At 72.3% G+C, this 22,813-nt stretch carries 20 protein-coding genes; 13 read left to right on the top strand and 7 right to left on the bottom strand.

Annotated elements, in window-relative coordinates:
• The first annotated feature begins 244 nt into the window (after positions 1 to 244).
• Entirely contained in the window at positions 245 to 1,618 is a 1,374-nt protein-coding gene (locus ACZ7P3_RS25300) for a class I adenylate-forming enzyme family protein (protein WP_472085318.1), read from the top strand.
• Here the strand turns inward: ACZ7P3_RS25300 and ACZ7P3_RS25295 are convergent.
• Complete coding sequence (locus ACZ7P3_RS25295; RefSeq protein WP_472085317.1) at positions 1,613 to 2,296, bottom strand: 4'-phosphopantetheinyl transferase family protein; 684 nt, start codon at positions 2,294 to 2,296, stop codon at positions 1,613 to 1,615. The two genes, ACZ7P3_RS25300 and ACZ7P3_RS25295, sit on opposite strands and share 6 nt — an antisense overlap.
• Before the next feature lie 19 nt (positions 2,297 to 2,315).
• Between ACZ7P3_RS25295 and ACZ7P3_RS25290 the strand changes: the two genes are divergently transcribed.
• From ACZ7P3_RS25290 to ACZ7P3_RS25235, 12 genes are all read left to right on the top strand, one after another.
• Positions 2,316 to 2,564: an acyl carrier protein gene (locus ACZ7P3_RS25290; protein WP_472085316.1), complete on the top strand. Its 249-nt coding sequence runs from the start codon at positions 2,316 to 2,318 to the stop codon at positions 2,562 to 2,564.
• A 117-nt stretch (positions 2,565 to 2,681) separates the two neighbouring features.
• Positions 2,682 to 4,337 (top strand): class I adenylate-forming enzyme family protein, encoded by a 1,656-nt coding sequence (locus ACZ7P3_RS25285; protein WP_472085315.1) that lies wholly within the window; start codon positions 2,682 to 2,684, stop codon positions 4,335 to 4,337.
• Positions 4,334 to 5,617: a beta-ketoacyl-[acyl-carrier-protein] synthase family protein gene (locus ACZ7P3_RS25280; RefSeq protein ID WP_472085314.1), complete on the top strand. Its 1,284-nt coding sequence runs from the start codon at positions 4,334 to 4,336 to the stop codon at positions 5,615 to 5,617. The genes ACZ7P3_RS25285 and ACZ7P3_RS25280 overlap by 4 nt, the downstream gene beginning before the upstream one ends.
• Positions 5,610 to 6,119, top strand: a complete 510-nt coding sequence (locus ACZ7P3_RS25275; protein WP_472085313.1) for an L-2-amino-thiazoline-4-carboxylic acid hydrolase — start codon at positions 5,610 to 5,612, stop codon at positions 6,117 to 6,119. Before ACZ7P3_RS25280 ends, ACZ7P3_RS25275 begins: the two co-directional genes overlap by 8 nt.
• Positions 6,116 to 7,192, top strand: a complete 1,077-nt coding sequence (hppD, locus tag ACZ7P3_RS25270; protein ID WP_472085312.1) for a 4-hydroxyphenylpyruvate dioxygenase — start codon at positions 6,116 to 6,118, stop codon at positions 7,190 to 7,192. The genes ACZ7P3_RS25275 and hppD overlap by 4 nt, the downstream gene beginning before the upstream one ends.
• A gap of 34 nt (positions 7,193 to 7,226) precedes the next feature.
• Entirely contained in the window at positions 7,227 to 8,150 is a 924-nt protein-coding gene (locus ACZ7P3_RS25265; protein ID WP_472085311.1) for a phytanoyl-CoA dioxygenase family protein, read from the top strand.
• A 12-nt stretch (positions 8,151 to 8,162) separates the two neighbouring features.
• Positions 8,163 to 9,056, top strand: coding sequence for a prephenate dehydrogenase (locus ACZ7P3_RS25260; protein WP_472085310.1), 894 nt, complete (start codon positions 8,163 to 8,165; stop codon positions 9,054 to 9,056).
• Between the two features lie 288 nt (positions 9,057 to 9,344).
• Positions 9,345 to 10,052 (top strand): 3-oxoacyl-ACP reductase FabG, encoded by a 708-nt coding sequence (fabG, locus tag ACZ7P3_RS25255; protein WP_472085309.1) that lies wholly within the window; start codon positions 9,345 to 9,347, stop codon positions 10,050 to 10,052.
• Between the two features lie 33 nt (positions 10,053 to 10,085).
• Complete coding sequence (locus ACZ7P3_RS25250) at positions 10,086 to 11,345, top strand: acyltransferase domain-containing protein (protein WP_472085308.1); 1,260 nt, start codon at positions 10,086 to 10,088, stop codon at positions 11,343 to 11,345.
• A 75-nt stretch (positions 11,346 to 11,420) separates the two neighbouring features.
• The gene (locus ACZ7P3_RS25245; protein ID WP_472085307.1) at positions 11,421 to 12,209 is read left to right on the top strand and encodes a DUF3050 domain-containing protein; all 789 of its coding nucleotides are present in this window, start codon (positions 11,421 to 11,423) and stop codon (positions 12,207 to 12,209) included.
• A 77-nt stretch (positions 12,210 to 12,286) separates the two neighbouring features.
• Positions 12,287 to 13,036 (top strand): maleylpyruvate isomerase family mycothiol-dependent enzyme, encoded by a 750-nt coding sequence (locus ACZ7P3_RS25240; protein WP_472085306.1) that lies wholly within the window; start codon positions 12,287 to 12,289, stop codon positions 13,034 to 13,036.
• 5 nt (positions 13,037 to 13,041) lie between these two features.
• Positions 13,042 to 13,866 carry a maleylpyruvate isomerase family mycothiol-dependent enzyme gene (locus ACZ7P3_RS25235; RefSeq protein ID WP_472085305.1) on the top strand — a complete coding sequence of 275 codons (825 nt, stop codon included), beginning with the start codon at positions 13,042 to 13,044 and terminating at the stop codon, positions 13,864 to 13,866.
• Between the two features lie 68 nt (positions 13,867 to 13,934).
• On the opposite strand, the gene ACZ7P3_RS25230 is transcribed toward ACZ7P3_RS25235, so the two are convergent.
• The 6 genes from ACZ7P3_RS25230 to ACZ7P3_RS25205 form a co-directional block, all read right to left on the bottom strand.
• Positions 13,935 to 14,972, bottom strand: coding sequence for a helix-turn-helix domain-containing protein (locus tag ACZ7P3_RS25230; protein ID WP_472085304.1), 1,038 nt, complete (start codon positions 14,970 to 14,972; stop codon positions 13,935 to 13,937).
• A gap of 93 nt (positions 14,973 to 15,065) precedes the next feature.
• On the bottom strand, positions 15,066 to 16,211 hold the full coding sequence (locus ACZ7P3_RS25225; RefSeq protein ID WP_472085303.1) for an alpha-hydroxy acid oxidase: 1,146 nt from the start codon (positions 16,209 to 16,211) through the stop codon (positions 15,066 to 15,068).
• A gap of 188 nt (positions 16,212 to 16,399) precedes the next feature.
• A complete protein-coding gene (locus ACZ7P3_RS25220) occupies positions 16,400 to 17,443 on the bottom strand; it encodes a methyltransferase (protein ID WP_472085302.1) in 1,044 nt (347 codons plus the stop codon).
• Entirely contained in the window at positions 17,440 to 19,071 is a 1,632-nt protein-coding gene (locus tag ACZ7P3_RS25215; RefSeq protein WP_472085301.1) for a DHA2 family efflux MFS transporter permease subunit, read from the bottom strand. The genes ACZ7P3_RS25220 and ACZ7P3_RS25215 overlap by 4 nt, the downstream gene beginning before the upstream one ends.
• 6 nt (positions 19,072 to 19,077) lie before the next feature.
• Positions 19,078 to 20,775, bottom strand: coding sequence for a 2-succinyl-5-enolpyruvyl-6-hydroxy-3-cyclohexene-1-carboxylic-acid synthase (menD, locus tag ACZ7P3_RS25210; protein ID WP_472085300.1), 1,698 nt, complete (start codon positions 20,773 to 20,775; stop codon positions 19,078 to 19,080).
• Positions 20,776 to 20,824: 49 nt separating this feature from the next.
• On the bottom strand, positions 20,825 to 22,309 hold the full coding sequence (locus ACZ7P3_RS25205; RefSeq protein ID WP_472085299.1) for a UbiD family decarboxylase: 1,485 nt from the start codon (positions 22,307 to 22,309) through the stop codon (positions 20,825 to 20,827).
• Positions 22,310 to 22,813 lie beyond the last annotated feature (504 nt).

Below are 22,813 nucleotides of genomic sequence, written 5' to 3'. Positions count from 1 at the left end.
CCGCCGGATGGACAAGCATTCTTCCGGCGGAACACGTGTGAATTGAGCGGTGGATCGCGGCCGTTCACGCCGGTCGTATTCACCGGCGCCCCGGTTCCCGGTCTGCCGATTCCGCCGAAATCTGCCGGTAACTGCGTTCGGCTCTGCGGTCAGATCTCATGGACTGCGGTGGCCCGGCCGAGAAATGCTGGAGGACATCGGCGGAGAGCCGGTCACCGTTTTTCGGGCAGGAGATGGGGCACAGGTGGACGTTGACGAGTTGTTACTGGCCGGCCCCGACGGCGAGGTCGTGCTGCGGCTGGACGAGGCCGTCACTCGGCAGCGGCTGCGGCAGCTGGTGGCCGAGCGCCACGCGCGTCTGACGGACGCCGGGGCCGCGCCGGGGTCGTCGGTCGCCGTGCACCTGCCGCCCTCCCTGGAGTACATCACCGTCGTCCTCGCCGTCTGGCGGGCCGGCGCCCAGGCGATCCTGATCGACCACCGGTTCACCGATTACGAGGTGACCTCGTGTCTGGAGCGGCTGCGGCCGCAGCTGGCGGTGGAACCGGTCGGCGCCGTCGCCCGCCCCATGCGGGGCTTCCACGACGTGGGCAGCAAGGTCGTGGCCCTGCCGGGCGGTGAGCCCGCCACCACCGGGCACGTCCTGATCCAGTTCAGCTCCGGCTCCACCGGCCCCTCCAAGATCATCGGCCGTACCGCCGAGGACCTGGTCGCCGAGGTCGAGCGGTACACCCGCATCGACGGGTTCCCCTCCGGGGGGCAGCAGGTCGTGTCCCTGGCGTCCATGACCAATGTGCTCGGACTGGTCGGCGGGCTGCTCAACAGCCTGCACACCGGCGCCGAGCTGGTGCTGCCCCGGCACACCGGCACGGAGGGGATCCTGCGCTGTCTCGCCACGGCGAACGCGCCCGCCGCACTCCTCGCGGTGCCCTCTCAACTGGAATTGCTGGCACGGGTTTCCAGCCCGCCCGCAACTCCTCTCTTCGAACGTGCCATCACCGGCGGTGAACTCCTCAGAGAGGAACTGTGGAATTCCTTTGCCGACCGCTACGGCGTGCGGATCGGGACGATGTACGGAATGACCGAGGCCGGCGTGATGGCCACCGACATATCCGGGGCGCACCGGCCCTCGCTGGCCCCTGCCCCCGGTCATGAATTCCGCGTCGAGGACGGGGAATTGCTGCTGCGCCGCCCGGCGTCCCCGTATCTGGGGACCACCGATCCCGGCCGTTGGGCCGACGGCTGGCTGCGTACCCGGGACGCGGGCGCGGTCGATCCGCGCACCGGCCGGATCACCGTGCTCGGCCGGCTCGACTCGCAGATCTCGGTGAACGGTCTGAAGGTCGACCTCAACGAGGTGGAGCAACTGCTGGCCGACGCACCGGGGGTGACGGCGGCCGTGGTGGTGCACGACGGCGCGATCCGGGCGTACGTGGCGCTCGACGACGCACGGCAGGGCACCGCGCCGGTCGAGGCCTTCCTCAAGGAGCGCCTCGCCCCCTACAAACGCCCGCGCGCCGTCCACGCACTGCCCGCCCTGCCGCGCACCAGCAGCGGCAAGCCGGTCCGCAACGCCTCGGTGCTCGCCGCGGCCCGCGAGAGCGTGCCCCGGTCATGAGGCGTCCGTCCGGTGCCAGGGCCGGCAGCCGCCCACCCCCGTGCCGTACACCCGCAGGGGCGGCGGTGGCCCTTCCGGTTCCGCCGTCGCGACCGCGAGGACCAGGCCCGGCGGGCAGTCGGGCAGCGCCAGTGCGAAGGGCCTGCCGGGGAACGGCGTCCACGGCGTCCCGAGGCGCCGGGGCAGCGGAACTCGCCGCCGGGTGCCGCCGCTTCGCAGACCCACGCCGAGCGCCTTGCCCAGTGCCTCCTTCGCCGTCCACAGCCGGAAGAAGTCCCCTGGGCGCTGTTCCTCGGAACGCTCCGCGAGCCAGGCGGCCTCGGCCGGGTCGAACCAACGGCGTGCCAGGTTCACGAACGGCAGCGGCCGGGCCACCTCCACATCGACGCCTATCGCCGCCCCGGACAGCGCCACTGCCACCACATCGGCGCAGTGGCTGATGCTCACCCGGCACAGCGCATCGCCGTCCACCCCGCGCGAAGCCCCGTCCGCCACCGACAGATAGGGGCTGCCCGCGGCGTCGTACGCCACCCGTGGCACGGCGCCGGCCGGCACCGGCACGCCCAGTGCCCGCGCCATGCGCGCCAGCAGGCGCCGGGCTGCCGCCGACGGGTCCCCGCAGGCGGGGGCCAGCACCACAGTGACCGCGTTCGGATCATGCACCGGGCGCACCGACATGAGAGGAAGTCCACCAGTGATGGACGAGATCCGCCAGTACCTGATCGGCGCCCTGGTGAAGATGGGCTTCGACCCCGAGGCGGTCGACGGCTCCAGCTCGCTCGGACCGGCCGGCATCGACCTCGACTCGCTCGCCGTCGCCGATCTGGTGATGCAGCTCGAGGACCGGTTCGGTGTGCACATCGACGAGGACGAGACCGAACGCTTCGCCATGATGACGATCGATCAGATCGCCAAGGAGTCGGCCTCCCGCATCCCGGCCGCATAGGGCACCCGGCACCCGGCATCCGCGCGCCACGCGCCGCCGGGCTGCGGCCCGCCCGGCCCCACGGCACCCGCGCGCCTTCCCACCCCACTTGCCCGGTCATCACAGGGAGTTGCCCCCATGACCCTTCGAAAACTGCGCGCCGAGCTGGCCGCCGACCAGGAGCTGGGCGTCGGCAATGTGCTCAGCACGCTGGTCGCCCGCGTCGGCGACGACGCGGAGTCCGGCATCACCTTCGACTCCGAGGTCGACGCACACCCGGCCTGGCAGCGGCTGACGCTGCGCGACCTGGACCGTGCGGTCGCCGCCCGCGCCGCCTGGCTGCACGGCGTCGGGGTAAGGCCCCGCGACCCGGTCGCGGTCTACGCCACCACCGCCGCCGACCAGGTCCTGGTCTTCTTCGCGCTGACCCGCCTCGGTGCCGTGCCGGCCCTGCTCAACACCAACATGGACGGCACCACGGCACGCGCCTATCTCGGCAAGGTGCAGCCGCGGGCCCTGCTCACCGACGCCGCGCACCGCGCCCGGCTGGGCGCCGAGCCGTTCCCCGGCATCCTGCACTGCGACATCGCCGACGCCGCCGGCGGTGATCCGGCGCAGGCCCCGCCGCAGTACCGCTTCCACCCGAGCGACGCCGCCGTCATCACCCACTCCTCCGGCACCACCGGGCTGCCCAAGCCGGTGACCGCGACCCACGCCAGCCTGTTCGCCGCCACCCGGCACCGGCTGTCGCTGCCCCGGCCGCGCACCATCGACCGGATGCTCAGCGCACTGCCCGCCAACCACGCGGCCATGGTGATCGCGGTGACGCTGGCACTGTGCAGCGGTATCGAACTGCTCATGCTCTCCGACCAGGACGGCAAGGGCGTCCTCGCGGCCATCGACCGCTGGCAGCCGTCCTGTGTCTTCGGCTTCGCGGCCACCTGGCCGCAGCTGGTCGCCGAGGACCTGGACGGGTACCGGCTCGACACCGTCCAGATGTGGTGGAACACCGGCGACGCCGCCCACGAGGCACACATCAGGAAGCTGGTCTCGGTGGGCCACCGGGTGGTGCCCGCACGCGGCGGGGCCGAGCGCCGGGAGGGGGCCACCTTCATGGACGGGCTCGGCTCCAGCGAGATGGGGCACTCGATGTTCTTCATCACGCACACGCCCGAGACCGACCGCTACAACCGGTGCATCGGCAAGCCCCACGCCTTCGCCGAGGTCGCCGTCCTGGACGAGCTGGGTCTGCCGCTGCCGGCCGGCCGCATCGGTGAGCTGGGCGTCAAGTCGCCCACGCTGTCCCCGGGTTACTGGAACGACTCGGTCACGACCTACCGCACCCGGCGCTCCGGCTTCTTCCTCACCGGCGACCTCGTCTACCGCGACGAGGCCGGCTACTACTACCACGTCGACCGGGTGGTGGACACCGTCAGCCTCAGCGGGGGGCGGTATCTGCACACCGCCCAGTCCGAGGAGCAGATCCTCGCCCGCTGCCCCGAGGTACTGGACTGCACGGTGATCGCCGTCGCGGAGGACGAGTCCACCGTCGCCACCGAGATCCTCGTCAGCCTGGCCGCGGGCGGCCCGGCCCCCGAGGACCTGGTGGCCCGGGTGCGCGCCGCGCTGGACGAACACGTCGCGGCCACCGTGCGCGGTGTGACCGTCGTCGCCGACGAGGACATCCCGCACGGCCCCACCGGCAAGGTACGCAAGGCCATCCTGCGCGAGCGCTACAAGGACCGGACCGCGCGGGCCGCCGCGTCGACCGGCGGAAAGGCGGAGACCGTATGAGCACGCAAGGACGCACCGGAGCGGTCGTCACGGGCATCGGGGTGGTCAGCTCCCTGGGCCGGGACCTCGGCGAGACCTTCGACGCACTGTGCACCGGAGCCTCCGGGCTGCGGCGGCCCACCCCCGAACTGGCCGAGGCCTCGAACGTCGAAGTGGTCTCCCAGGCCCCGGACATCAACCCGAACGAGGTGCTCAAGCCGCCGATCGACCCCGGCGTCGACCGCTATCTGGTGCTGGCCATGGCCGCCGCCGAGCAGGCCGTCCGGGACGCCGGACTGGCCGTCGGCGAGAACAGCGACCCGGACCGCACCGCGGTCGTCGCCTCCACCGCGGGCGGTCCGCTGCGCACGTACGAGGAGCACGCCGCCGCCCGCCGCGAGCGGGGCCGGCAGGCGGTCAGCCCGTATCTGTGCCCCGGCATGATCCCGAACATGTCGGCGGCGCGCATCGCCATCAAATACGGCATCCGCGGCTACAGCCTGCTGCTGTCCACCGCGTGCGCGGGCGGCGGCCAGGCGCTCGCCGAGGCGCTGCGGCTGATCCGGGGCGGCGAGGCGGACGTCGTGGTGTGCGGCGGCTCCGACGCCCCGCTGCACCCCACGGTGGCCGCCGCGTTCGTCAACGCCAACTCGCTGGCCCACGGCCACGACGACCCGACGCGCGCCAGCCGCCCCTTCGACCGGGACCGCAACGGCTACGTCCTCGGGGAGGGCGCCGCCTTCTTCGTGGTGGAGAGCGCCGAGCACGCCGACGCGCGGGGCGCGGCCGGGTACGCGGACGTCATCGGCTGGGGCGCCACCACCGACGCCTACCACGTCACCAAGCCCCGTCCGGACGGCTCCGGTGCCGCCGAGTGCATGCGCCGGGCCATGGCCTCCGCCGGGCTCGCGCCCGCCGACATCGGCTACATCAACGCGCACGCCACCAGCACCGGCCTCGGTGACGTGGCCGAGGCCCGTGCCATCCGCGCGCTGTTCGGCGACGAGACCCCTCCGGTCAGCTCCACCAAGTCCGTCACGGGCCATCTCATGGGTGCCTCCGGCGCCTTCGAGGCCGCGGCCACCGTGCTGGCCGTGGCCCACGGCACGCTGCCGCCCACCCACAACCTGGACAACGTCGCCCCGCACTGCGAGCTGAACCACGTGCGCTCCAAGGCGGTGCAGACCGAGGTGCGGGCCGCGCTGTCCAACTCCTTCGGCTTCGGCGGCCACAACATCTCGCTCGCCTTCGGCGCGCCCTCCACCCGGGAGCACCGTGTGCAGGGGAGCGCCGATGACTGAGCGGGGCGAGCTGCCGCTGCACACCTTCTGGTGGCTGCACGACGCCCGCTGGTACCAGGGGGTGAAGAAGCGGTACGGCCAGGAGGCGGCCAACGAGATCAACGCGGAGGCGATGAAGTTCGTCGCCCGCCGGGTAGCCCGCTGGTTCGTGGCCCGGCACGGTGTCGACCACGCCAAGCTGCCGATGGACGAGTTCGTCGAGTACTTCAAGGAGATCCCCCGGGCGATGTGGCCCGAGGAGATGACGAACTATCAGCACACCCCCGTGGACGACGACACCTTCGAGACGGTGGTCACCGAGCACTTCGCGCTGAAGATGCTCAAGGCCGCCCGTTCCTTCGACGACTACCGCTGCCCCTGTCTGGAGATGCGGGCGGGCTGGTTCGAGGGGATGGGCCTCGACGTCCAGGACAGCCGCAGCGCCTGCATGACCCAGGGAGATGCCGTCTGCCGGTTCCGCGCCACCGTACGCCGTCCCGAGCAGGGAGATTCAACGCCATGATCACAGGAATTGACCACGTCGAGTTCTACGTCGGCGACGCCCGGCAGGCCTCGTTCTACCTCTGCAGCGCCCTCGGCTTCCGGCTGTGCGCGGAGACCGGTGCCGATGCCGGGCGGCCCGGGCAGCGTTCGCTGCTGCTGCGGCAGGGCGGGATCCGGCTGCTGATGTCCTCGGCCCTGACCGAGGAGGCGGAGGCGGCCCGCTACGTCGCCCGGCACGGCGACGGCGCCGCGGTGATCGCCTTCGGCGCGGACGACGCCCGCAGCGAGTTCCGCGAGGCGGTGGCCCGCGGTGCGCGGCCGGTGCGCGAACCGGTGGAGTACACGGACGCCGAAGCCCGCGTGGTGGTCGCGGAGGTCGCCGGGTTCGGCGATGTCACGCACCGGTTCGTCGAGCGCCATGGCGACCCCGAGGCCTTCCTGCCGGGCGTGACCCAGTACCTGGCGCCCGACCCCGAGGAGGGCGAGAACCTGCTGCGGCTGGTCGACCACATCGCGGTGTGCGTTCCGGCCGGCGAACTCGACTCCACGGTCGAGCACTACGAGAAGGCGTTCGGGTTCACGCAGATCTTCGAGGAGTACATCGAGGTCGGCGCGCAGGCCATGAACTCCAAGGTGGTGCAGTCCGACTCCGGCGGTGTCACCTTCACCATCCTGGAGCCCGACACCACCCACTCCCCCGGCCAGATCGACGACTTCATCAGCCGGCACGGCGGGGCGGGCGTCCAGCACCTGGCGTTCCTGGCCGACGACATCTTCACCACGGTGGGCCGTCTCGAGCGGCGCGGCACCCGGTTCCTGACCACCCCGGGCAGCTACTACGACGCCGTCACCGACCGCGTCGGCGAGACGGACGTCGACCTCGCCGAGCTGCGCCGCCACAACGTGCTGATCGACCGGGACCACTGGGGCGAGATCCTGCAGATCTTCACCCAGTCCATGCACGTGCGGCGCACCTACTTCATGGAGGTCATCCAGCGCCGCGGGGCCCGCAGCTTCGGCAGCGGCAACATCCGGGCCCTGTACGAGGCCGTGGAACGCGACAGCGCCCGCCCCGCCCAGGCCGGCGTCTGACCGGGACGAGACACAGAGATCGGAAGAAGGGCTCATGAGCCACGCACAGCCGGACTTCAAACTCACCGAGGAAGAGAAGGCACTGCTGCCGACGGACGACGAGGTCCGCGACTACGCCGAGCACGGCTGGTACCTGTCGCGGAAGCTGTTCACGGACGACGAGATCGACATGCTCACCGCCGCGAGCGACCGCTTCTACGCCGGTCACCGCGACCGCACCCTGCCCGTCCGGCCGCCGCGGCTGGCGTACTGGACGCCCGAGGACGGCGATGTCCAGCGCCATCACGACTACGTGCACTACGAGGACGACCGCATCGCCTCCATCCTGCGCAAGCCGCTGATCGGAGCGGTCGCGGCACGGCTCGCGCAGGCCGAGGAGATACGTGTCTTCCAGGCGACCATGATCTACAAGCCGCCGCGGCCGGACGAGGCCAGCAATGTGGTGCCCTGGCACTTCGACAAGCACTACTGGGCGACCTGCTCCTCGCAGCGCATGCTGACCGCGTTCATCCCGTTCCACGACTGCGGTGACGAGATGGGCACCATCACCATGATCGACGGCAGTCACCGGTGGCAGGAGACCGGCGGCCGGGACAGCGCCACCCGGCACTTCGCCGAGCGCGACCGCTCCGAACTGGAAGCCATGCTGGAGGAGAACGCACGGCACAACGGCGCCCGGGTCACCAAGGTGCCCATGCGCCTTCCCAAGGGACACGTCAGCTTCCACCACTGCCGCACCTACCACGGCAGCGGCGCCAACGTCAGCGGCTGGCCCCGCCGGGCGATCTCGCTGCACCTCCAGGACGGTGCCAACACCTACGTCCGGCACGAGCTGAGCGACGGCAACGAGGTCGTCTACAACCACGACGTCCTGGTGCGGCGCACGCCCGACGGCCGGCCCGACTACGCCGACCCGGCCTACTGCCCCACGCTCTGGGCCGTCGGCGCGGACGACTGACGGGGACGGGCGATGCGCACTGTGGCCGTCGTGGGCGGTGGTCTGATCGGGACCTCCATCGGTATGGCACTCGCCGTCCGTGGTACCGCGGTTCATGTGCTCGACCGTGACCCGGCGCGGCAGGCGGAGGCCGCCGTGCGGTGCGGGGGACACGCGGGGCCGCCCCGCGAGCCCGCCGATCTTGCCGTACTGGCCGTGCCGCCGGGGCAGATCGCCCAGGTCCTGCGGGAGCAGCAGGCCCGCGGGCTCGCCCACTGCTACACGGACGTGGGCAGCGCCAAGGAGTCGGTGCACCGGGCCGCCGTGGCTGCCGGCTGCACGCTGGACGGCTTCGTCGGCGGGCATCCCATGGCCGGCTCGGAGCAGTCGGGCCCGCACGCGGCGCGCGCCGAGCTGTTCGTGGGCCGCCCCTGGGTGCTCACCCCGGACCGCTGCACCGGTGCCGCGGCGCTGGCCGCCGCGCTGGAGCTGGTCGAGGCGTGCGGGGGCCGGCTGGTGGTCATGACCCCTGCCGAGCACGACCGCGCGGTGGCCCTGACCTCGCACGCCCCGCATGTCGTCGCCAGCGCGCTGGCCTCGGCACTCGGTGCCGCACCGCAGGAGGTGGTCGACCTGTGCGGCGCGGGCATCCGCGACACCACCCGGATCGCGGCCGGTGAGACCGGGCTGTGGAGCGACATCCTCGGCAGCAACGCGGGGGCGGTCGCCGCCGCCCTGGAACCCCTGGTCGACGAACTCTCGTCCGCAGTAGCCCAGTTGAAGCAGGCCGCGGCCACATCACCGGGGTCACCGCGCCGGGTACTGGCCGACCTGCTCGACCGGGGCGGCGAGGGCCGCGCCCGCATCATGACCGTACAGCCGGGCCCGGCCGCCCGACTGCCGCACCAGATCGCGTCGTTCGCCTGATCACCACGCGACCCCGCCCACGTCACGGGCCGTACCGCCACGGCGCGGCTCGCGGCGACCGAAGCCGTCACCGCGCGGCCCGCACCGTCACCACGCGGCCCGCACCGTCAGCACACCGCCACCGCGCGGCTCGCCCACACCGTCGCCGGGCGGCCCCAACCGTCAGCACACCGTCACGGCACGGCCCACACCGTCAGCACACCGTCACGGCACGGCTCACACCGTCAGTACGCCGTCACGGCACGGCTCACACCGTCAGTACGCCGTCACCACACGAGGGAGCACCCGATGGGAAGGTCGGTTCTGGTCACCGGCGGCAATCGCGGCATCGGTCTCGCCGTCGCCCGCGCCTTCCGGGACCGGGGCGATCGCGTCGCCGTCACCTGCCGTGCGTCCGGCCCGCCCGACCCGGATCTGCTCTCCGTGCGCTGCGACGTCACCGTGCCGGAACAGGTCGAGGAGGCCTTCGTGCGGGCGGAGGAGGCGAACGGCCCGGTCGAAGTGCTGGTCTCCAACGCCGGGATCATCGACGACGTGCTGCTGCTGCGCATGCGCGAGGAGCACTTCAGCCGGGTGCTGGACACCAATCTCACCGGCACCTACCGGGTCGCCCGGCGGGCCGTGCGCAGCATGCTGCGCGGCGGCTGGGGCCGCATCGTGCTGATCTCCTCGGTCGCCGCCGTGCGCGGTGCCCCCGGGCAGGTCAACTACGCGGCGAGCAAGGCCGGGATGACCGGCATGGCCCGCGCGATGGCCCGGGAGCTGGGCTCGCGCCGGATCACCGCCAACGTGGTGCTGCCCGGCTTCGTCCCGACCGACATCAACGCGGGACTGTCCGAGGAGTTCCGGGCCGACCTGGTGTCCCAGATCCCGGCCGGCCGGTTCGGCGAACCGGCCGAGGTGGCCGCCGCGGTCACCTTCCTCGCCTCGGACGAGGCCGCCTACATCACGGGCGCCCTGGTCCCGGTCGACGGCGGCCTCGGCATGGGGCACTGACCGACCGACCCATCGAGCACACCGGAGGTCCCCTTGTCCACCCCGTCCATCCTCCCGTGCCCCCTGGGGGCTCCCACGGCGCCGGAGCTGGCCTCGCTGGCCGCCCGGGCCGCGGCCCGGCTCGCCGCCGATCCCTGGCTCGCCCCTGCCGGGCTGGCCCAGGCTCTGGCCGCGGGCCCGGCCGGACCGCACCGCGCGGTCGTCCTCGCCGGCGACGGCGACACCCTGGCCGACGGTCTCCACGCCCTCGCCGAGGGCAGCACCCACGACGGCCTGGTCACCGGCGAGGCGGTCGAAGGGGCCGGTACCGCGCTGGTGTTCCCCGGCCAGGGGTCCCAGTGGCCGCGCATGGCCGCGGACCTGTACGAGCAGTCCCCGGTCTTCCGCGAGCGCATCGACGCGGTGGCCGCCGAGCTGTCCCGCTGGACCGACTGGAAACTGCTCGACGCCATCTCCGGCGAGGCGGGCGACGAGCTTCTGGAGCGCGTGGAGGTCGTACAGCCCGCGCTGTTCGCGATGATGGTGGCGCTGGCCGCGCAGTGGGAGGCGTACGGCGTCGCGCCCACGGCCGTGATCGGCCACTCCCAGGGCGAGCTGGCCGCGGCCCATGTGGCGGGGGTGCTGAGCCTGGAGGACGCGGTCAGGATCGTCGTCATGCGGGGCAAGGTGCTGCGCAGCCTGACCGGTTGCGGCGGCATGCTCTCGGTGCCGATGCCGTACGAGTGGACGGCCGGCTACGTCGCCGAGCGGTCCGACCGGCTGGCGATCGCCGCCGAGAACGGGCCGGGCAACCTGGTGGTCTCCGGTGATGTGCCGGCCCTGGAGGAACTGGTCCGGGTGTGCGCCGAGGAGGGGCTGCGGGCGCGCATGGTCAAGGTCGACTACCCCTCCCACTCGCCGCAGATCGACCGGATCCGCGACGACCTCCTCGCCGGGATCGCCGGGATCACACCCCGGCCGGGCCGGCTGCCCTACTACTCGTCGGTGGCCGCCGGCCGGGTCGACGGCACCGAACTCGACGCCGCGTACTGGTTCCGCAATCTGCGTCACACCGTGCGGTTCGAGGCCACGGTGCGAGCCGCCGCGGCCGACGGACACGTGCGGTTCGTGGAGAGCAGCCCGCACCCGGTGCTCGTCCGGGGCCTGCAGCGCATCCTGCGCGAGGTGCCCGGCAGCCATGTGACCGAGTCCCTCCGGCGCAACGACGGGGGCACGGACCGCTTCCTGCGCTCCGTGGCAGCCGCCTGGACGCACGGCGCCCCCGTCGACTGGTCCACTGCCCTGCCCGCCTGACCACCCCACCGACCCCGACCCGAACCCGCGCGGCGCAGCGACACCCAGCGGCGCCGCCCGTCTCTGAGGAGAACCATGTCCCGCTACGACTGGGAGATCGACAACCCCGGGATCGCCCGCCTGGAGCAGGCCGCCGACGCGGCCCGCAGCCGTGTGGTGGCCCACCCCCTCTACCGGAGCCTGGACGGGCTCGACGCGGTGACGACGTTCATGGAGCACCACGTCTTCGCGGTGTGGGACTTCATGTCGCTGCTCAAGTCCCTTCAGCAGAAGCTGACCTGCACCACCGTGCCGTGGCTGCCGACCGGCCCGGCCGCCAGCCGCCGGCTCATCAACGACATCGTGCTGGTCGAGGAGAGCGACGAACTCGGCGACGGCTTCCTCAGCCACTTCGAGCTGTACCTGCGCGGTATGGCGGAGGCCGGGGCCGACACCGGCCCGATCGAGACGCTTCTGGAGCTGCTGCGCGACGGCCGCCCGGTGCTGCCCTCGCTGAAGGAGGCGGGCGCTCCGGCACCCGCCGTCGAATTCGCCACCACCACCTGGGACTTCATCGAGAACGCCCCGGTGCACTGCCAGGCGGCGGCGTTCGCCTTCGGCCGTGAGGACCTGATCCCGGACATGTTCGACAAGGTCGTCGCGGTCAATAAGAAGGAGGGCGACCGGCTTCGTTCCTTCGTCGACTACCTGGAGCGGCACATCGAGGTGGACGGCGAGGAGCACACACCGATGGCCATGCAGATGCTGGCCGATCTGTGCGGCGACGACCAGGACAAATGGCGGGAGTGCGAGGAGACGGTCGCCATCGCGCTGGAGGCCCGGACCCGCCTGTGGGACGGCGTACTGGAGGCGATCAAGGGCTGATTGATAGACCTGGACCTGCATCCAGGCAGTTCCACACAGGTGCGAGGGACCGGTCGGGTCCCACCGAGGAGGAGCACATGTCCACGGACGTGATGGCGGCGCTGCGGGCCGACCGCGACGCCCTGCTGGAGGTCTGCGCGGGGCTCACCGACGCCGACTGGAAGGCCGACAGCGGCTGTCCCGGTTGGTCGGTGCGTGACGTCGTCATCCATCTGGGGGCGCTGTTCACCAAGGTGGTGGCCCCCGCGTCCCTGCCCGACACCACCGGACTGCCGACGGAACGCGCACAGGACGTCTACGTCGAGGCACGGCGCTCCTGGCCGACGGAGCGGATCGTCGCCGACTACGCGCAGGCCGGCGAGCAGGCCTCGGCCGCCCTGGCCGGCCTCGCCCGCGACGGCGCCCGGGAGGTGGACCTGGGCGACCTTGGCACCTATCCGGCGGCGACGCTGCCCTGTGCCTTTGTCTTCGATCACTTCGTGCACATCCGGTACGACCTGTTCGGCCCGCGCGGGCCGCTGACCGGGCCGCCGCCGCCCATCGACGAACTGCGCCTCGGGCCGACGCTGGACTGGATCGAGGCGGCGCTGCCGCAACAGAACACCGTGGCCGTGGCGGAACTGATCGGTTCGGTGGACTTCGTGGTGGAGGGCGCCGCACGGCGCACCATCCGGCTCGGTACGGGCGGCCGTACCGCCCGGGTGGTCGCCGGCGCGGTGGACTTCGTGCGCTGGATCACCGGGCGTGCCGAGCCCGACGCACCGGGCGTCGCCTTCTTCGGTGATCCGCGGCAGCAGCCGGTGCTGCACGGGCTGCGGGTGTGGTGAGCGTCATGGACCCGCGGTTCACCCCCACCACCGCCGATCTGCGGCGGGAGGCCGCCCGCACCGCGGCCCTGCTGCGCACGGTCCCCGACCCGGGCGCCCCGGTGCCCGGGCTCGACTGGACGGTCGCCGAGACCGCCGCGCACCTGGTGGCGGAGGTACGCCACTACACCGGGTACGCCGCCGGTACGGCGAAGGCCGAGGACGTCCTCACCGTACTGGCCGTCGGTCCAGGGGCCCCGCCCGGAGAGGTGAACGCCGCCGCCAACGCACGGGCGCTGGCCGAGTTCACCGAGCGGGACCCTGCCGTGCTCGCCGGGCAACTCGAGGCAGGTGTGGAGGAGTTCGCCGCGGCGGCGGCCGGGCGGTCGCCCGAGGAACCGATCCTCACCACCAACGGACTGACCATGACCGTACCCGTGATGACGGCCAGCCTGCTGGGCGAACAGCTGGTGCACGGTCTCGACGTCGCGCGGGCCCGGCGGGCCCCCTGGCGGATCGAGCGGCGCGACGCGCAGCTGGTCATCGAGGGTGTGCTCGCGATGGCCGCCGGCTATGTGGACCGGCGGCGCACCGCCGGGATGCACGTCAGCTACGAACTGCGTTTCCGGGGCGGCCCCCGCCACCGGTTCGCCGTGGACGACGGCACCGCGCGGGTGACGGCGGCAGGCGACCCGGTGGACTGTGTCATCACCGCCGACCCGGTCGCCTTTCTGCTGGTCGGCTACGGCCGCACGGGCCAGTGGAGCCAGGTGCTGCGCGGGCGGCTGGTGGCGGGCGGACGCCGGCCGTGGCTGGGGCTGCGCTTCGCCGACCTGCTGACCAGCGTGTAGCCGCAGTGGTGGGGGTGGGTGGCCGGACGGCTCCGCAGGGGCCCGGCGTGGTCGACGCCGGGCTCCGGTCAGCAGCTCGCGGTGGCGCGGCCGCACAGGTTCGAATCGGTCAGCGGGGGCGTGGAGTGGTCCGGCATCTGGGCGAGCAGTGTCGTCAGCCGCAGGCCGGGGTGCAGTGCCGCGTGCGCCGCGACCACCGAGAGTGTCCCCGGGGAGCGCCGGCACAGCTCGATCAGCCGGGTCGTGGCTTCCTCCTCGGCGGCCACCCGGCGGCGGCCGAGGAGTCGCTCCAGCGATGCCCGCGCGTCCTCGAAGGGGAGGACGTCCAGGCCGATGGTCTGCGCGCCGTGGTGGGCCACCAAAGAGGTGAGCTTGTGCTGGCTCGTGACGACCGCGACGCAGCCGGGCGTGCCCGGCAGCAGCGGGGTGACCTGTTCCGTGCTCTCGGCGTCGTCGAGCACCATCAGTACCCGTTTGTTCGCCAGCACACTGCGCAGCAGCGCCGACTGCGCATGCAGGCCGCCCGGGATGCGCGCGTCCGGCACCCCCAGCGCGTGCAGGAAGTCGCGGATCGCCTCGCCGGGTGTGAGCGGCTCGTTGCCGTTGCGGTGCAGGTCGACGTAGAGCCGGCCGTCGGTGAAGCGGTCGGTGAGCTGATGGGCCCAGCGCACCACCAGGGCGGTCTTGCCGACTCCGGGCTGGCCGTTGACCACGGCAAGGCCGGGCGTGGTGGCCTGCTGTTCCAACAGTGTGTCCAGTGACAGGAGTTCGCGTTTGCGTCCGACGAAGTGGCGCGGCGACATGGGCAGTTGCTGCGGGACCACGACAGGGCCGACGGAGGGTTCGGACGTGCGCTGGGACGGGATGAAGGGGTCGGTGGCGCGGGCCTGTTCCTCGACCAGCCGGTCCAGCGCCTGCTTGTCCAGCCCCAGGGCCTTGGTGAGGAGTTGAAGGGATCGCGGGTGCGGCTTGCGGGTCCGGCCGCGTTCCAGATCGCTGATCATGCGGACGCTCAGCCCGCTGAGCCGGGACAGGTCCTCCTGGGTCAGTCCCATCGCTTCCCGGCGGCGGACGAAGAGTTGGCTGACGTCATGGCTGATACGCATGGCTGTGGTGCCCCCCGTGGACATACGTAGTGTGCGTGCCGTGTGCTTCTCGGTGATCCGACGCACGGTCGGACAGATGGTGGTGCGGGTGTGTCACAGCTGGGCCGGGTACGGCCGTCCGAGCGGCGCCGGTCTCAGCGGGCCCGCGTGGGGTGCACACAGCAGGGAGGCGTCGACGCCGGCCAGCGCGTCCAGGCCGCACAGCATCATCGCCTCGGTCAGTTCGGCCCCGAGCAGCCCGAGCACCTCGGCGACCCCCTCGGCCCCCGCGCACGTCAGACCCCACAGCGCGGGCCGGCCGATGAGCACCGTGTGCGCGCCGAGCGCAAGGGCCTTGAGGACGTCGCCGCCCTGCCGGAACGCCCCGTCCACGAGGACGGCGCACCGGTCGGCCACGGCCGCGGCGATCTCGGGCAGCGCGGCGACCGCCGGTACGGCACCGGGCAGTTGGCGACCGCCGTGGTTGGAGACAACGATGCCGTCGACGCCGTGCTCGACCGCCCGGACGGCGTCCTCGGCCGTCAGCACCCCCTTCAGCACGAGCGGGAGCCGGGTCCGGCCGCGCAGCCACTCCAGGTCACGCCAGGTGATCGTCGCGTCGAACTGCTCCTCGGAGTGGGCGGCCAGCGCGGAGGTGCCCGCGGTGGCCCGGTGCACCCCCGCCGTCACGGATTCGTCCAGGTTGACCGCGCGCACGTGCCGGGGCACGGTGAAGCCGTTGCGGATGTCCCGTGGTCTGCGGGCCACGACGGGCGCGTCGACGGTGAGCACGAGGGCGGTGAATCCAGCTTCCTCGGCTCGTGTCACCAGTTTCTCCAACTGGTCGCGCCGGCGCAGCCAGTAGAGCTGGAGCCACAGCGGACCGGAGCCCTGTCCGGCGATGTCTTCCAGGGTGCGGTTGGCGAAGATGCTGGTGACGAACAGCGCACCGGCGGTGCCCGCGCCACGGGCGGTGGCCGTCTCACCCTCGGGGTGGAACAGACAGTGGTGTGCCATGGGCGCGATACCCAGCGGCAGTCGGAGCCGGCGGCCCAGCAGGACGGTGGCCGGATCCGGTCGGGCCGCGCCGGTCAGGACGCTGGGACGCAGCCACAGATGATCGAGTACGGATTGGTTCGCATGGACGGCGGATTCGTCGCCGCTGCCGCCCGACAGATAGTCCCAAACGGGCGAGGGTAACCGCTCCCGAGCGGCATCCTCCAATTCCCTGACGTGCACCAGTGCGCGTTCGCGGGTCATGCCAGGAACTCTACCAGTCGATATCGAACGATAAGGTAAAGATTGGAGAGTTCCGACTGGCCCGCGATAAGGTTCCGTTGGATTATGGGCGGGGTGCAGCAAAACGCTGGGAAAACTTCACTCTCACCCGGCATATGACGGCACGCCACAGGGCTGCAGCGGGGTGAACGCCGCACGTCCGGAATGGTTCAGACGGCCATCACTTCCAGCGCGCTCTCGCCCAACGGGTCGACGGCCGGTGCGGGATGGACGGCGACGACCTGGAACCCTGCCTTTTCGGCCAGCGCCCGGTATTCCGCCGCCGTGCGGTTGCGGCCCTCGACCATGGTCAGCATCAGCAGGTCGTACAGCTTGGCAGGGCTGGGGCCCGGGCCCGCGGGGATGACCTTCTCCAGAATCACCAGCCGTCCTCCGGCCGGCAGCTCGGCCCGTACCGTCCGCAGGATGTCCAGCGCCCGTTCGTCGCTCCAGTTGTGCAGGCAGCGCGCGAGGACGTAGATATCGCCGCCCGCCGGCACCCGCTCGAAGAAGCTCCCCTCGACCAGGGTCACCCGGTCCGCGAGACCGGCCTCGGCGAACCGGGTGCGGGCCTGGGCGACGGCCTCGGACAGCTCCATCAGCACACCGTGCAGGCCCGGACGGGCGGCCAGCACCTCGGCCAGCAGGCTGCCGTTGCCGCCGCCGACGTCCACCACGGTGCCGACGCCGGTCAGGTCGACCGCCGCCCAGGCGGCGGGGACCGCGGCGCGGCTGCCGAGCGCGGCGTTGAAGGTGCGGGCGACGTCGGGACGTTCCTCGAGGTAGCTGTACATGGACGTGCCGTGCACATGGTCGAAGGCCGGCGTCCCGGTGCGCACCGCCTCCACGAGCCCGCCGAGGGAGCGGAAGACCTCCTCGCCGAGCATCAGCGTGGTCTCGCGCAGCGAGCGCGGCGCATCGGATCGCAGCAGCGCCGTGGCCGGTGTCAGCGCGAAGACGTCCTCGCCCTGCTGCTCCAGCAGGCCCGCCGACGCCAGCGCGCGCAGCACGCGGTGCACCGCGTCGGCGTGGGCTCCGCACTCGCGCGCGATCTGCGCGGACGACCGGGGCCCGTCGGCGAGCACGTCGGGGACGCCGAGCGCGGTGATCGCGTACAGCGCCTGCGCCGTCCAGGAGCCGGTGAGCACGCCCAGCAGGGTGCGTTGCGGGTCGGGCGCCGGTGCGGCGGCGGACGCGGCGTGCGTGTCGTTCATACGGAGGTCACTTCCACTCGGAGGTCGTCGGGATCCTTCACGCGGCGCGCGGCGGAGCGCACCGCCAGACAGCACACGGCGGCGAGCACGGTCATCGCGACGGGCAGGACGACGGTCTGCTGTACGGCGTCCACCAGTCCGTGGGCCATCGCGTACCGTCCCGCCTCGCGCAGTTGCGCGGCCGCCGCCCGCGGGACGCCGGGCGGGGCCGCGAGGGAAGAACCGTCGCCCCCTGCCTCGATCGCGCTGTCGGCGGCGTGCCTCAGGGCATCGGTGAACGGCCGGCGGTAGCCGGGCGGCAGCGACCGCGCCCGTTCCGTGGCCCGCTCGCCGACCGCGGCGGCGAGCCGGCTCTGCAGCAGCGCGCCGACCGCTGCGGTGCCGAGCACGGAGCCGAACTGCCGGTTGGAGTTGAACACCCCGGACGCGGCGCTGTTGAGTTCGGGCGGCACTCCGTGCATCGCGATGGCCGGCATCGGGGCGAAGGTGCCGCCCATGCCGACGCCCGCGACGATCAGCGGGGGAAGGAACGTGTACCAGGCCGAGTCGGTCGTGGCGACCGCGGCCATCCACGCCATGCCGGCGGCGAACAGCAGCAGGCCGCCGAACAGGATCCAGCGCCCGTCGATCCGGTCGGTCAGTCTCCCGGTCAGCGGCGCCAGCAGCATCGACACGAGGGCGGCCGGGGCGAGGGTGAGTCCGGCCCGCAGCGCGCTCATGCCCAGGGCGGCCTGGAGATAGATGTTGAACAGCAGCAGGAAGCCGAGCATCCCGACGTTGACGGCACCGCCGACGATGTTCATCAGCGTGTACTCGCGGTCCTTGAACAGCGTGAACGGTATGAGCGGATCGCGGTCCTGGACGCGGGACTGCGTCCACAGGAACAGCGCCAGCAGCACCACGCCCGCGGCCAGCACCAGGGGGATGCTGACGAACGACGTGATGGTGCCCCAGTCGTAGCGGCGGCCCTCGACGAGCCCGTAGCAGAGCGCGGTGAGAGCCAGTGTGCACAGCAGCACCCCGAGCGGGTTGAGCCGCCGGGGCTGGGTCTCGCGGATCTCGTCGATCACGGCGAACGTACCGAAGAGCACCACGATGCCGATGGGCAGGTTGATGAGGAAGATCCACCGCCAGCCGAAGGCGGTGACCAGCAGCCCGCCGAGCGTCGGTCCGGCGATCGCGGCGAGGCCCGCCACCGCACCCCAGATGCCGAAGGCGGTGCCGCGCCGTTCGGGCGGGAAGGTGTGCGCCAGGATGGTCAGGGTCTGCGGGATCAGCACCGCGGCCCCGATGCCCTGGACGGTACGGAACGCGATCAGCTGCGCCGGGTCCGCGGCCAGCGCACAGGCCACCGAGGCGACGGTGAACAGCACGGTCCCGGCGGCGAAGGCGAGCCGTGGACCGCGCAGATCGCCGACTCTCCCGGCGGTGATGAGCAGGGCCGCCAGCGCCAGCGTGTAGCCGTTGACGACCCACAGGATCTGGTCGAGGGACATGCCGAGGTCGGACACCAGGTCCGGAATGGCGATGTTGACGATCGTCAGATCCAGCAGGGGCATGAAGTACCCCACGGAGACCACGGTGAGCACGGCCCACGGATTGCCGCGCCACGAGCGCGCCGGCGCCACGGCCGTTCAGTCCGAACCGGCGGCGGAGGAGGCCGCGGTGTGGGTCAGCGCTTCCGTCACGCTCTGCATCACCGCTTCGGCCAGCACCCGGTGGAAGGCACCGTTGGCCTCCCGGTCGGTGATCACCTCCACGAGCCGTGGTCCGGGCTCGCGCACCGCCGCCAGGACCTCGGCCACGGACTCCGCCCGGGTGCACGGCCAGCCGGCGGCGCGCGCCACATCGGCCACCCGTACACCGTGCGGGGTGCCGAAGATGGTCTCGAAGCAGTCGGCCGACGCGGTGCGCGGTGTCATCGAGAAGATGCCGCCGCCGTCGTTGTTGATGACCACGAGCGTCAGGTCGGGCCGTTCCGGTGCGGCCCCGGTGAGCAGGCCGTTCTGGTCGTGCAGCAGGGACAGGTCACCGAGCAGCGCGACCGCACGTCCGGTGCCGCGCTCCTGGTGGGCGTAGGCGGCGCCGAGCGCGCTGGAGACGGCGCCGTCGATGCCGCTCAGGCCCCGGTTGGCCAGCACCCTCAGGTCGGCGCGCGGGCGCATGGTGCGCTCCACGTCCCGCACCGGCATGCTGGAGCCGGCGAACAGCAGCGATCCGGACGGCAGGGCGGCCGTCAGGTCACGGGCCACGCGGGCTTCCGTGAGGCCGCCCTCGTCCAGGGTGCGGTCCAGGGTCTCCAGCGCCGCCTTGTCGGCGTCCTGCCACAGCCGCAGCCAGTCCGGGTCGCTCTCCGGCTGCTGCGGCGCACCCAGCCGGGACACGACCCGGGTGGCGGTGCGGGCCGGGTCCGCCCAGTCGTGTCCGGGGTCGACCACGACGAGTCGTCCGGCGGAGCCGAGGAAGTTCAGGAGGGCGAGGTTCACGCCGGGCCGGCCGACGCTGACCACCATCTCCGGTGCCGCGACGGCCCGGAAGCCGGGATGGGCCAGCAGATAGCCGTAGCTGGTCACGGCGTTCGGGCCCTGGCGCGCGCCGCTCTGCGGCTCGGCCAGCAGCGGCCAGCCGGCCTGCTCGGCGAAGGCCACCGCGGCCTGCGGGTCCGCCGCGGCGTCGCCGACCACCACCACCCCGCGCGCGGGCACCTCGAGCGGCTCCGGCTGCGGGGGCGTCCGGGTGATGCGCACCGCGGGCCGCCGCTCGGTGGAGTCCGGGCTCGGCCAGTCCGGGCCACCCGGTTCCGCGGTGTTCTCCAGCGGGTCGGGCAGCGTCAGGTTGATCTGCACGGGCCCGCCGGACGCCGCCTCGGCGACGGCGCGGGAGAGCACGGAGCGCCAGTAGCGGGTCGTCGCGGCATCGCCGGGAACCGAGTCCAGCTCGGCGAAGAACGGGGTGGCCTGCCCGAACATCCGGGCCTGGTCGGTGGTCTGGTTGGCCCCGGTCCCCCGCCACATCGGCTTGCGGTCGGTGCTCACCACGATCAGCGGAATCCGGGCGTGGCGGGCCTCCAGGACCGCGGGGTGCAGATTGGCCGCGGCGGTGCCCGAGGTACAGGTCACCACGACCGGGCGGGCGCTGGCGCGGGCGAGGCCCAGGGCGAGGAAGCCCGCGGAGCGCTCGTCGATGCGCACGTGCAGCCTGAGCAGCGGGTGGTGGTAGAGGGCGGCGGCCAGCAGCCCCGAGTGCAGGCCCGGGGAGATGACCGCGTCCGTGACTGAGCACTGGGCGAGTTCGTCGGCCACGACGGCGCTGAGCTGGTCGGAGAGGTTCATGGTCTCCCGGTTCTCGTGGAGGCGGGTCGGGGGCGCGGACGGCGGCCGGTCAGCGGGCCGCGCCGTGCCACAGGGCGAGCGCCCGTTCCTGGACGTGCTCGGGAAAGTTCTGCGCGAAGGCGGTGTTCACCGGGCGGCGCTCCTCGTCCGGCGGCAGCAGGCAGTCGTGGGCCATCTTGGGCCCGCTCAGCGTGCGGAACTCCTCGGGCGTGTAGTTGATGTGCAGCGGGGTGAACAGCTGGTCCTCGAAGAGGACCTGGCCCGCGACGGGATGGCAGCGGGTGGCCACGGCCCAGGACAGGTCGCGCAGGTCGGTCGGGTCGATGTCGTCGTCCAGGACGAGCACCCGGGTCACCCAGAAGCCGACCTTGGGCCGCAGCACCACGCTCGCGATCGCCCTGGTCAGCATGCGGGTGGTGGTGTGGATGCCGCCGCCCCACTGCCGCCACTGGCGGGGCACGGTGACCGCGGCCACCGTGCAGCACGCCTCCGGCAGCAGCCACACGGCGCTGACCGGCAGTCCGGCTCCGCGCAGGTTGCGCAGCACCTCGGCCGAATGCGTGGGGCCGACGACGGTGTGCACCTCTTCGACGGGCTTGCCCGCCGACACCACCGGCAGGATCGGGTCGTCGCGGTGGGTGATGGCGCTGATGTGGAACACCGGGCGCGGGCGCGGCTGTCCGGAGATGTAGCCGTAGAACTCCCCCATCGGGCCCTCGGGCAGGGTCTCCTCCAGCGACACCGTGCCCTCGATGACGATCTCCGCGTCGGCGGGTACCTCCAGGTCCACGGTGCGACAGCGCACCACCCGGAGCGGTTCGCCGAACCAGGCGCCGAGGAAGCCGGCCTCGTCGCACCCGGACGGCAGCGCCATGCCCCCGGCGAACGGGATCGCCGGATCCCCGCCCTGCACCAGCGCGGCGGGCATCGGCTCGCCGCGCTGCTTCCACTGGGCGTAGATCTTCCCGATGTCCTGCGGCGGATTGATCATGACGACCATCCGGCGGCTGTCGGCGGCCATGACCCGCGTGATGCCCCAGTTCGTCCAGGAGCCGTCGGGCGTCCGAACGACCATGCTGCCCCAGGTGTTGACGTACCGGCCGGCGTCGCCCGCGTGCACGAGGGGCACGGGGAAGGCGTCCAGTGAGGCGTCCTCGCCGAGCAGCACGTTCTCCTGGCAGGCACCGTCGGCCACCGTCACCGGCGGGACCGGCTCGGCGTCCAGAGCCGTGGCGATCTCCTCGACCAGGTCGAGCGGACCGGTGTACGGGTCGAGGCCGAGTGAGAGGGCCACGCGGGCCCAGGGCGCCTCCGGCAGTGAGCTGAGCGCTGCGGGAGCGCCCAGGATGCGGCGGCCGGGGCCGTGTCCGCACAGGTGGTTGAAGAGCTGCGCGGGCAGCCGGTTCTCCACACCGTGCCGGACGACCGCGCCGACTTCCAGGTGGGGGTCGACCTCCTCGTCGAATTCGCGCAGATCACCAAGCTTCCGCAGCGCGTCTACATAGTCTCGCAGGCTGGTCAGGTGTGTCTTCATACCGGATTCGCACCTCGTGGCCGCTCGGTTCGCTCCTGCCGTGCCGCTGGACTTCTACAAGATTTCCCGGGTGTACTCCAGTCAGGTTTCAGCCAAGGACCCGGAATTGTCGTCCATTACGGTGGGCCTCCGGCGTTCCCGCGAACTCACGGTTTCGGCACGCAATGAAGAGGCTAACGACCTGGTCCTGCGCGCCTCAAGACCTCCCGCATTCCCTCAGGATTCCCTCAGGTAAAGTGCCGGACTTCCCGCAGGTAAGTCTCCGAGGCTGCGCGGAACCGCCCACGACGGGACGAGGGTGACGGCCCCGGGCGGCACGGTGGGGACGACCGCCACCAGCGCGAGCACCGCCGGCCCGGCGGGCAACTCCCCGGCCTTTCAACGTTGTTGGGCCGCACCAAGTACAACTGGGCACGCGGGTGGTGACGTCTGCCCAGTCGCCGGTCCCGGACGAGAACTGGTTCGTCATCGGCTCGGCGGCGCGTCGTCGGACCGGGGCACGTC

This window comes from Streptomyces sp. NPDC107581 (genome assembly GCF_055657175.1).
Note: the sequence above shows the minus strand (reverse complement) of the source record. Positions and strands in the feature narration are given on the sequence as shown.

Bases quoted from the DNA above. Each gene is read 5' to 3' on its own strand.
- ACZ7P3_RS25285 (WP_472085315.1), top strand. From the start codon at position 2,682: ATGACCCTTCGAAAACTGCGCGCCGAGCTGGCCGCCGACCAGGAGCTG.
- ACZ7P3_RS25225 (WP_472085303.1), bottom strand. From the start codon at position 16,211: ATGACCCGCGAACGCGCACTGGTGCACGTCAGGGAATTGGAGGATGCC.
- ACZ7P3_RS25265 (WP_472085311.1), top strand. From the start codon at position 7,227: ATGAGCCACGCACAGCCGGACTTCAAACTCACCGAGGAAGAGAAGGCA.
- menD (WP_472085300.1), bottom strand. From the start codon at position 20,775: ATGAACCTCTCCGACCAGCTCAGCGCCGTCGTGGCCGACGAACTCGCC.
- ACZ7P3_RS25295 (WP_472085317.1), bottom strand. From the start codon at position 2,296: ATGTCGGTGCGCCCGGTGCATGATCCGAACGCGGTCACTGTGGTGCTG.
- ACZ7P3_RS25280 (WP_472085314.1), top strand. From the start codon at position 4,334: ATGAGCACGCAAGGACGCACCGGAGCGGTCGTCACGGGCATCGGGGTG.
- ACZ7P3_RS25275 (WP_472085313.1), top strand. From the start codon at position 5,610: ATGACTGAGCGGGGCGAGCTGCCGCTGCACACCTTCTGGTGGCTGCAC.
- ACZ7P3_RS25260 (WP_472085310.1), top strand. From the start codon at position 8,163: ATGCGCACTGTGGCCGTCGTGGGCGGTGGTCTGATCGGGACCTCCATC.
- ACZ7P3_RS25230 (WP_472085304.1), bottom strand. From the start codon at position 14,972: ATGCGTATCAGCCATGACGTCAGCCAACTCTTCGTCCGCCGCCGGGAA.
- ACZ7P3_RS25220 (WP_472085302.1), bottom strand. From the start codon at position 17,443: ATGAACGACACGCACGCCGCGTCCGCCGCCGCACCGGCGCCCGACCCG.
- ACZ7P3_RS25205 (WP_472085299.1), bottom strand. From the start codon at position 22,309: ATGAAGACACACCTGACCAGCCTGCGAGACTATGTAGACGCGCTGCGG.
- ACZ7P3_RS25245 (WP_472085307.1), top strand. From the start codon at position 11,421: ATGTCCCGCTACGACTGGGAGATCGACAACCCCGGGATCGCCCGCCTG.
- ACZ7P3_RS25290 (WP_472085316.1), top strand. From the start codon at position 2,316: ATGGACGAGATCCGCCAGTACCTGATCGGCGCCCTGGTGAAGATGGGC.
- hppD (WP_472085312.1), top strand. From the start codon at position 6,116: ATGATCACAGGAATTGACCACGTCGAGTTCTACGTCGGCGACGCCCGG.
- fabG (WP_472085309.1), top strand. From the start codon at position 9,345: ATGGGAAGGTCGGTTCTGGTCACCGGCGGCAATCGCGGCATCGGTCTC.
- ACZ7P3_RS25235 (WP_472085305.1), top strand. From the start codon at position 13,042: ATGGACCCGCGGTTCACCCCCACCACCGCCGATCTGCGGCGGGAGGCC.
- ACZ7P3_RS25240 (WP_472085306.1), top strand. From the start codon at position 12,287: ATGTCCACGGACGTGATGGCGGCGCTGCGGGCCGACCGCGACGCCCTG.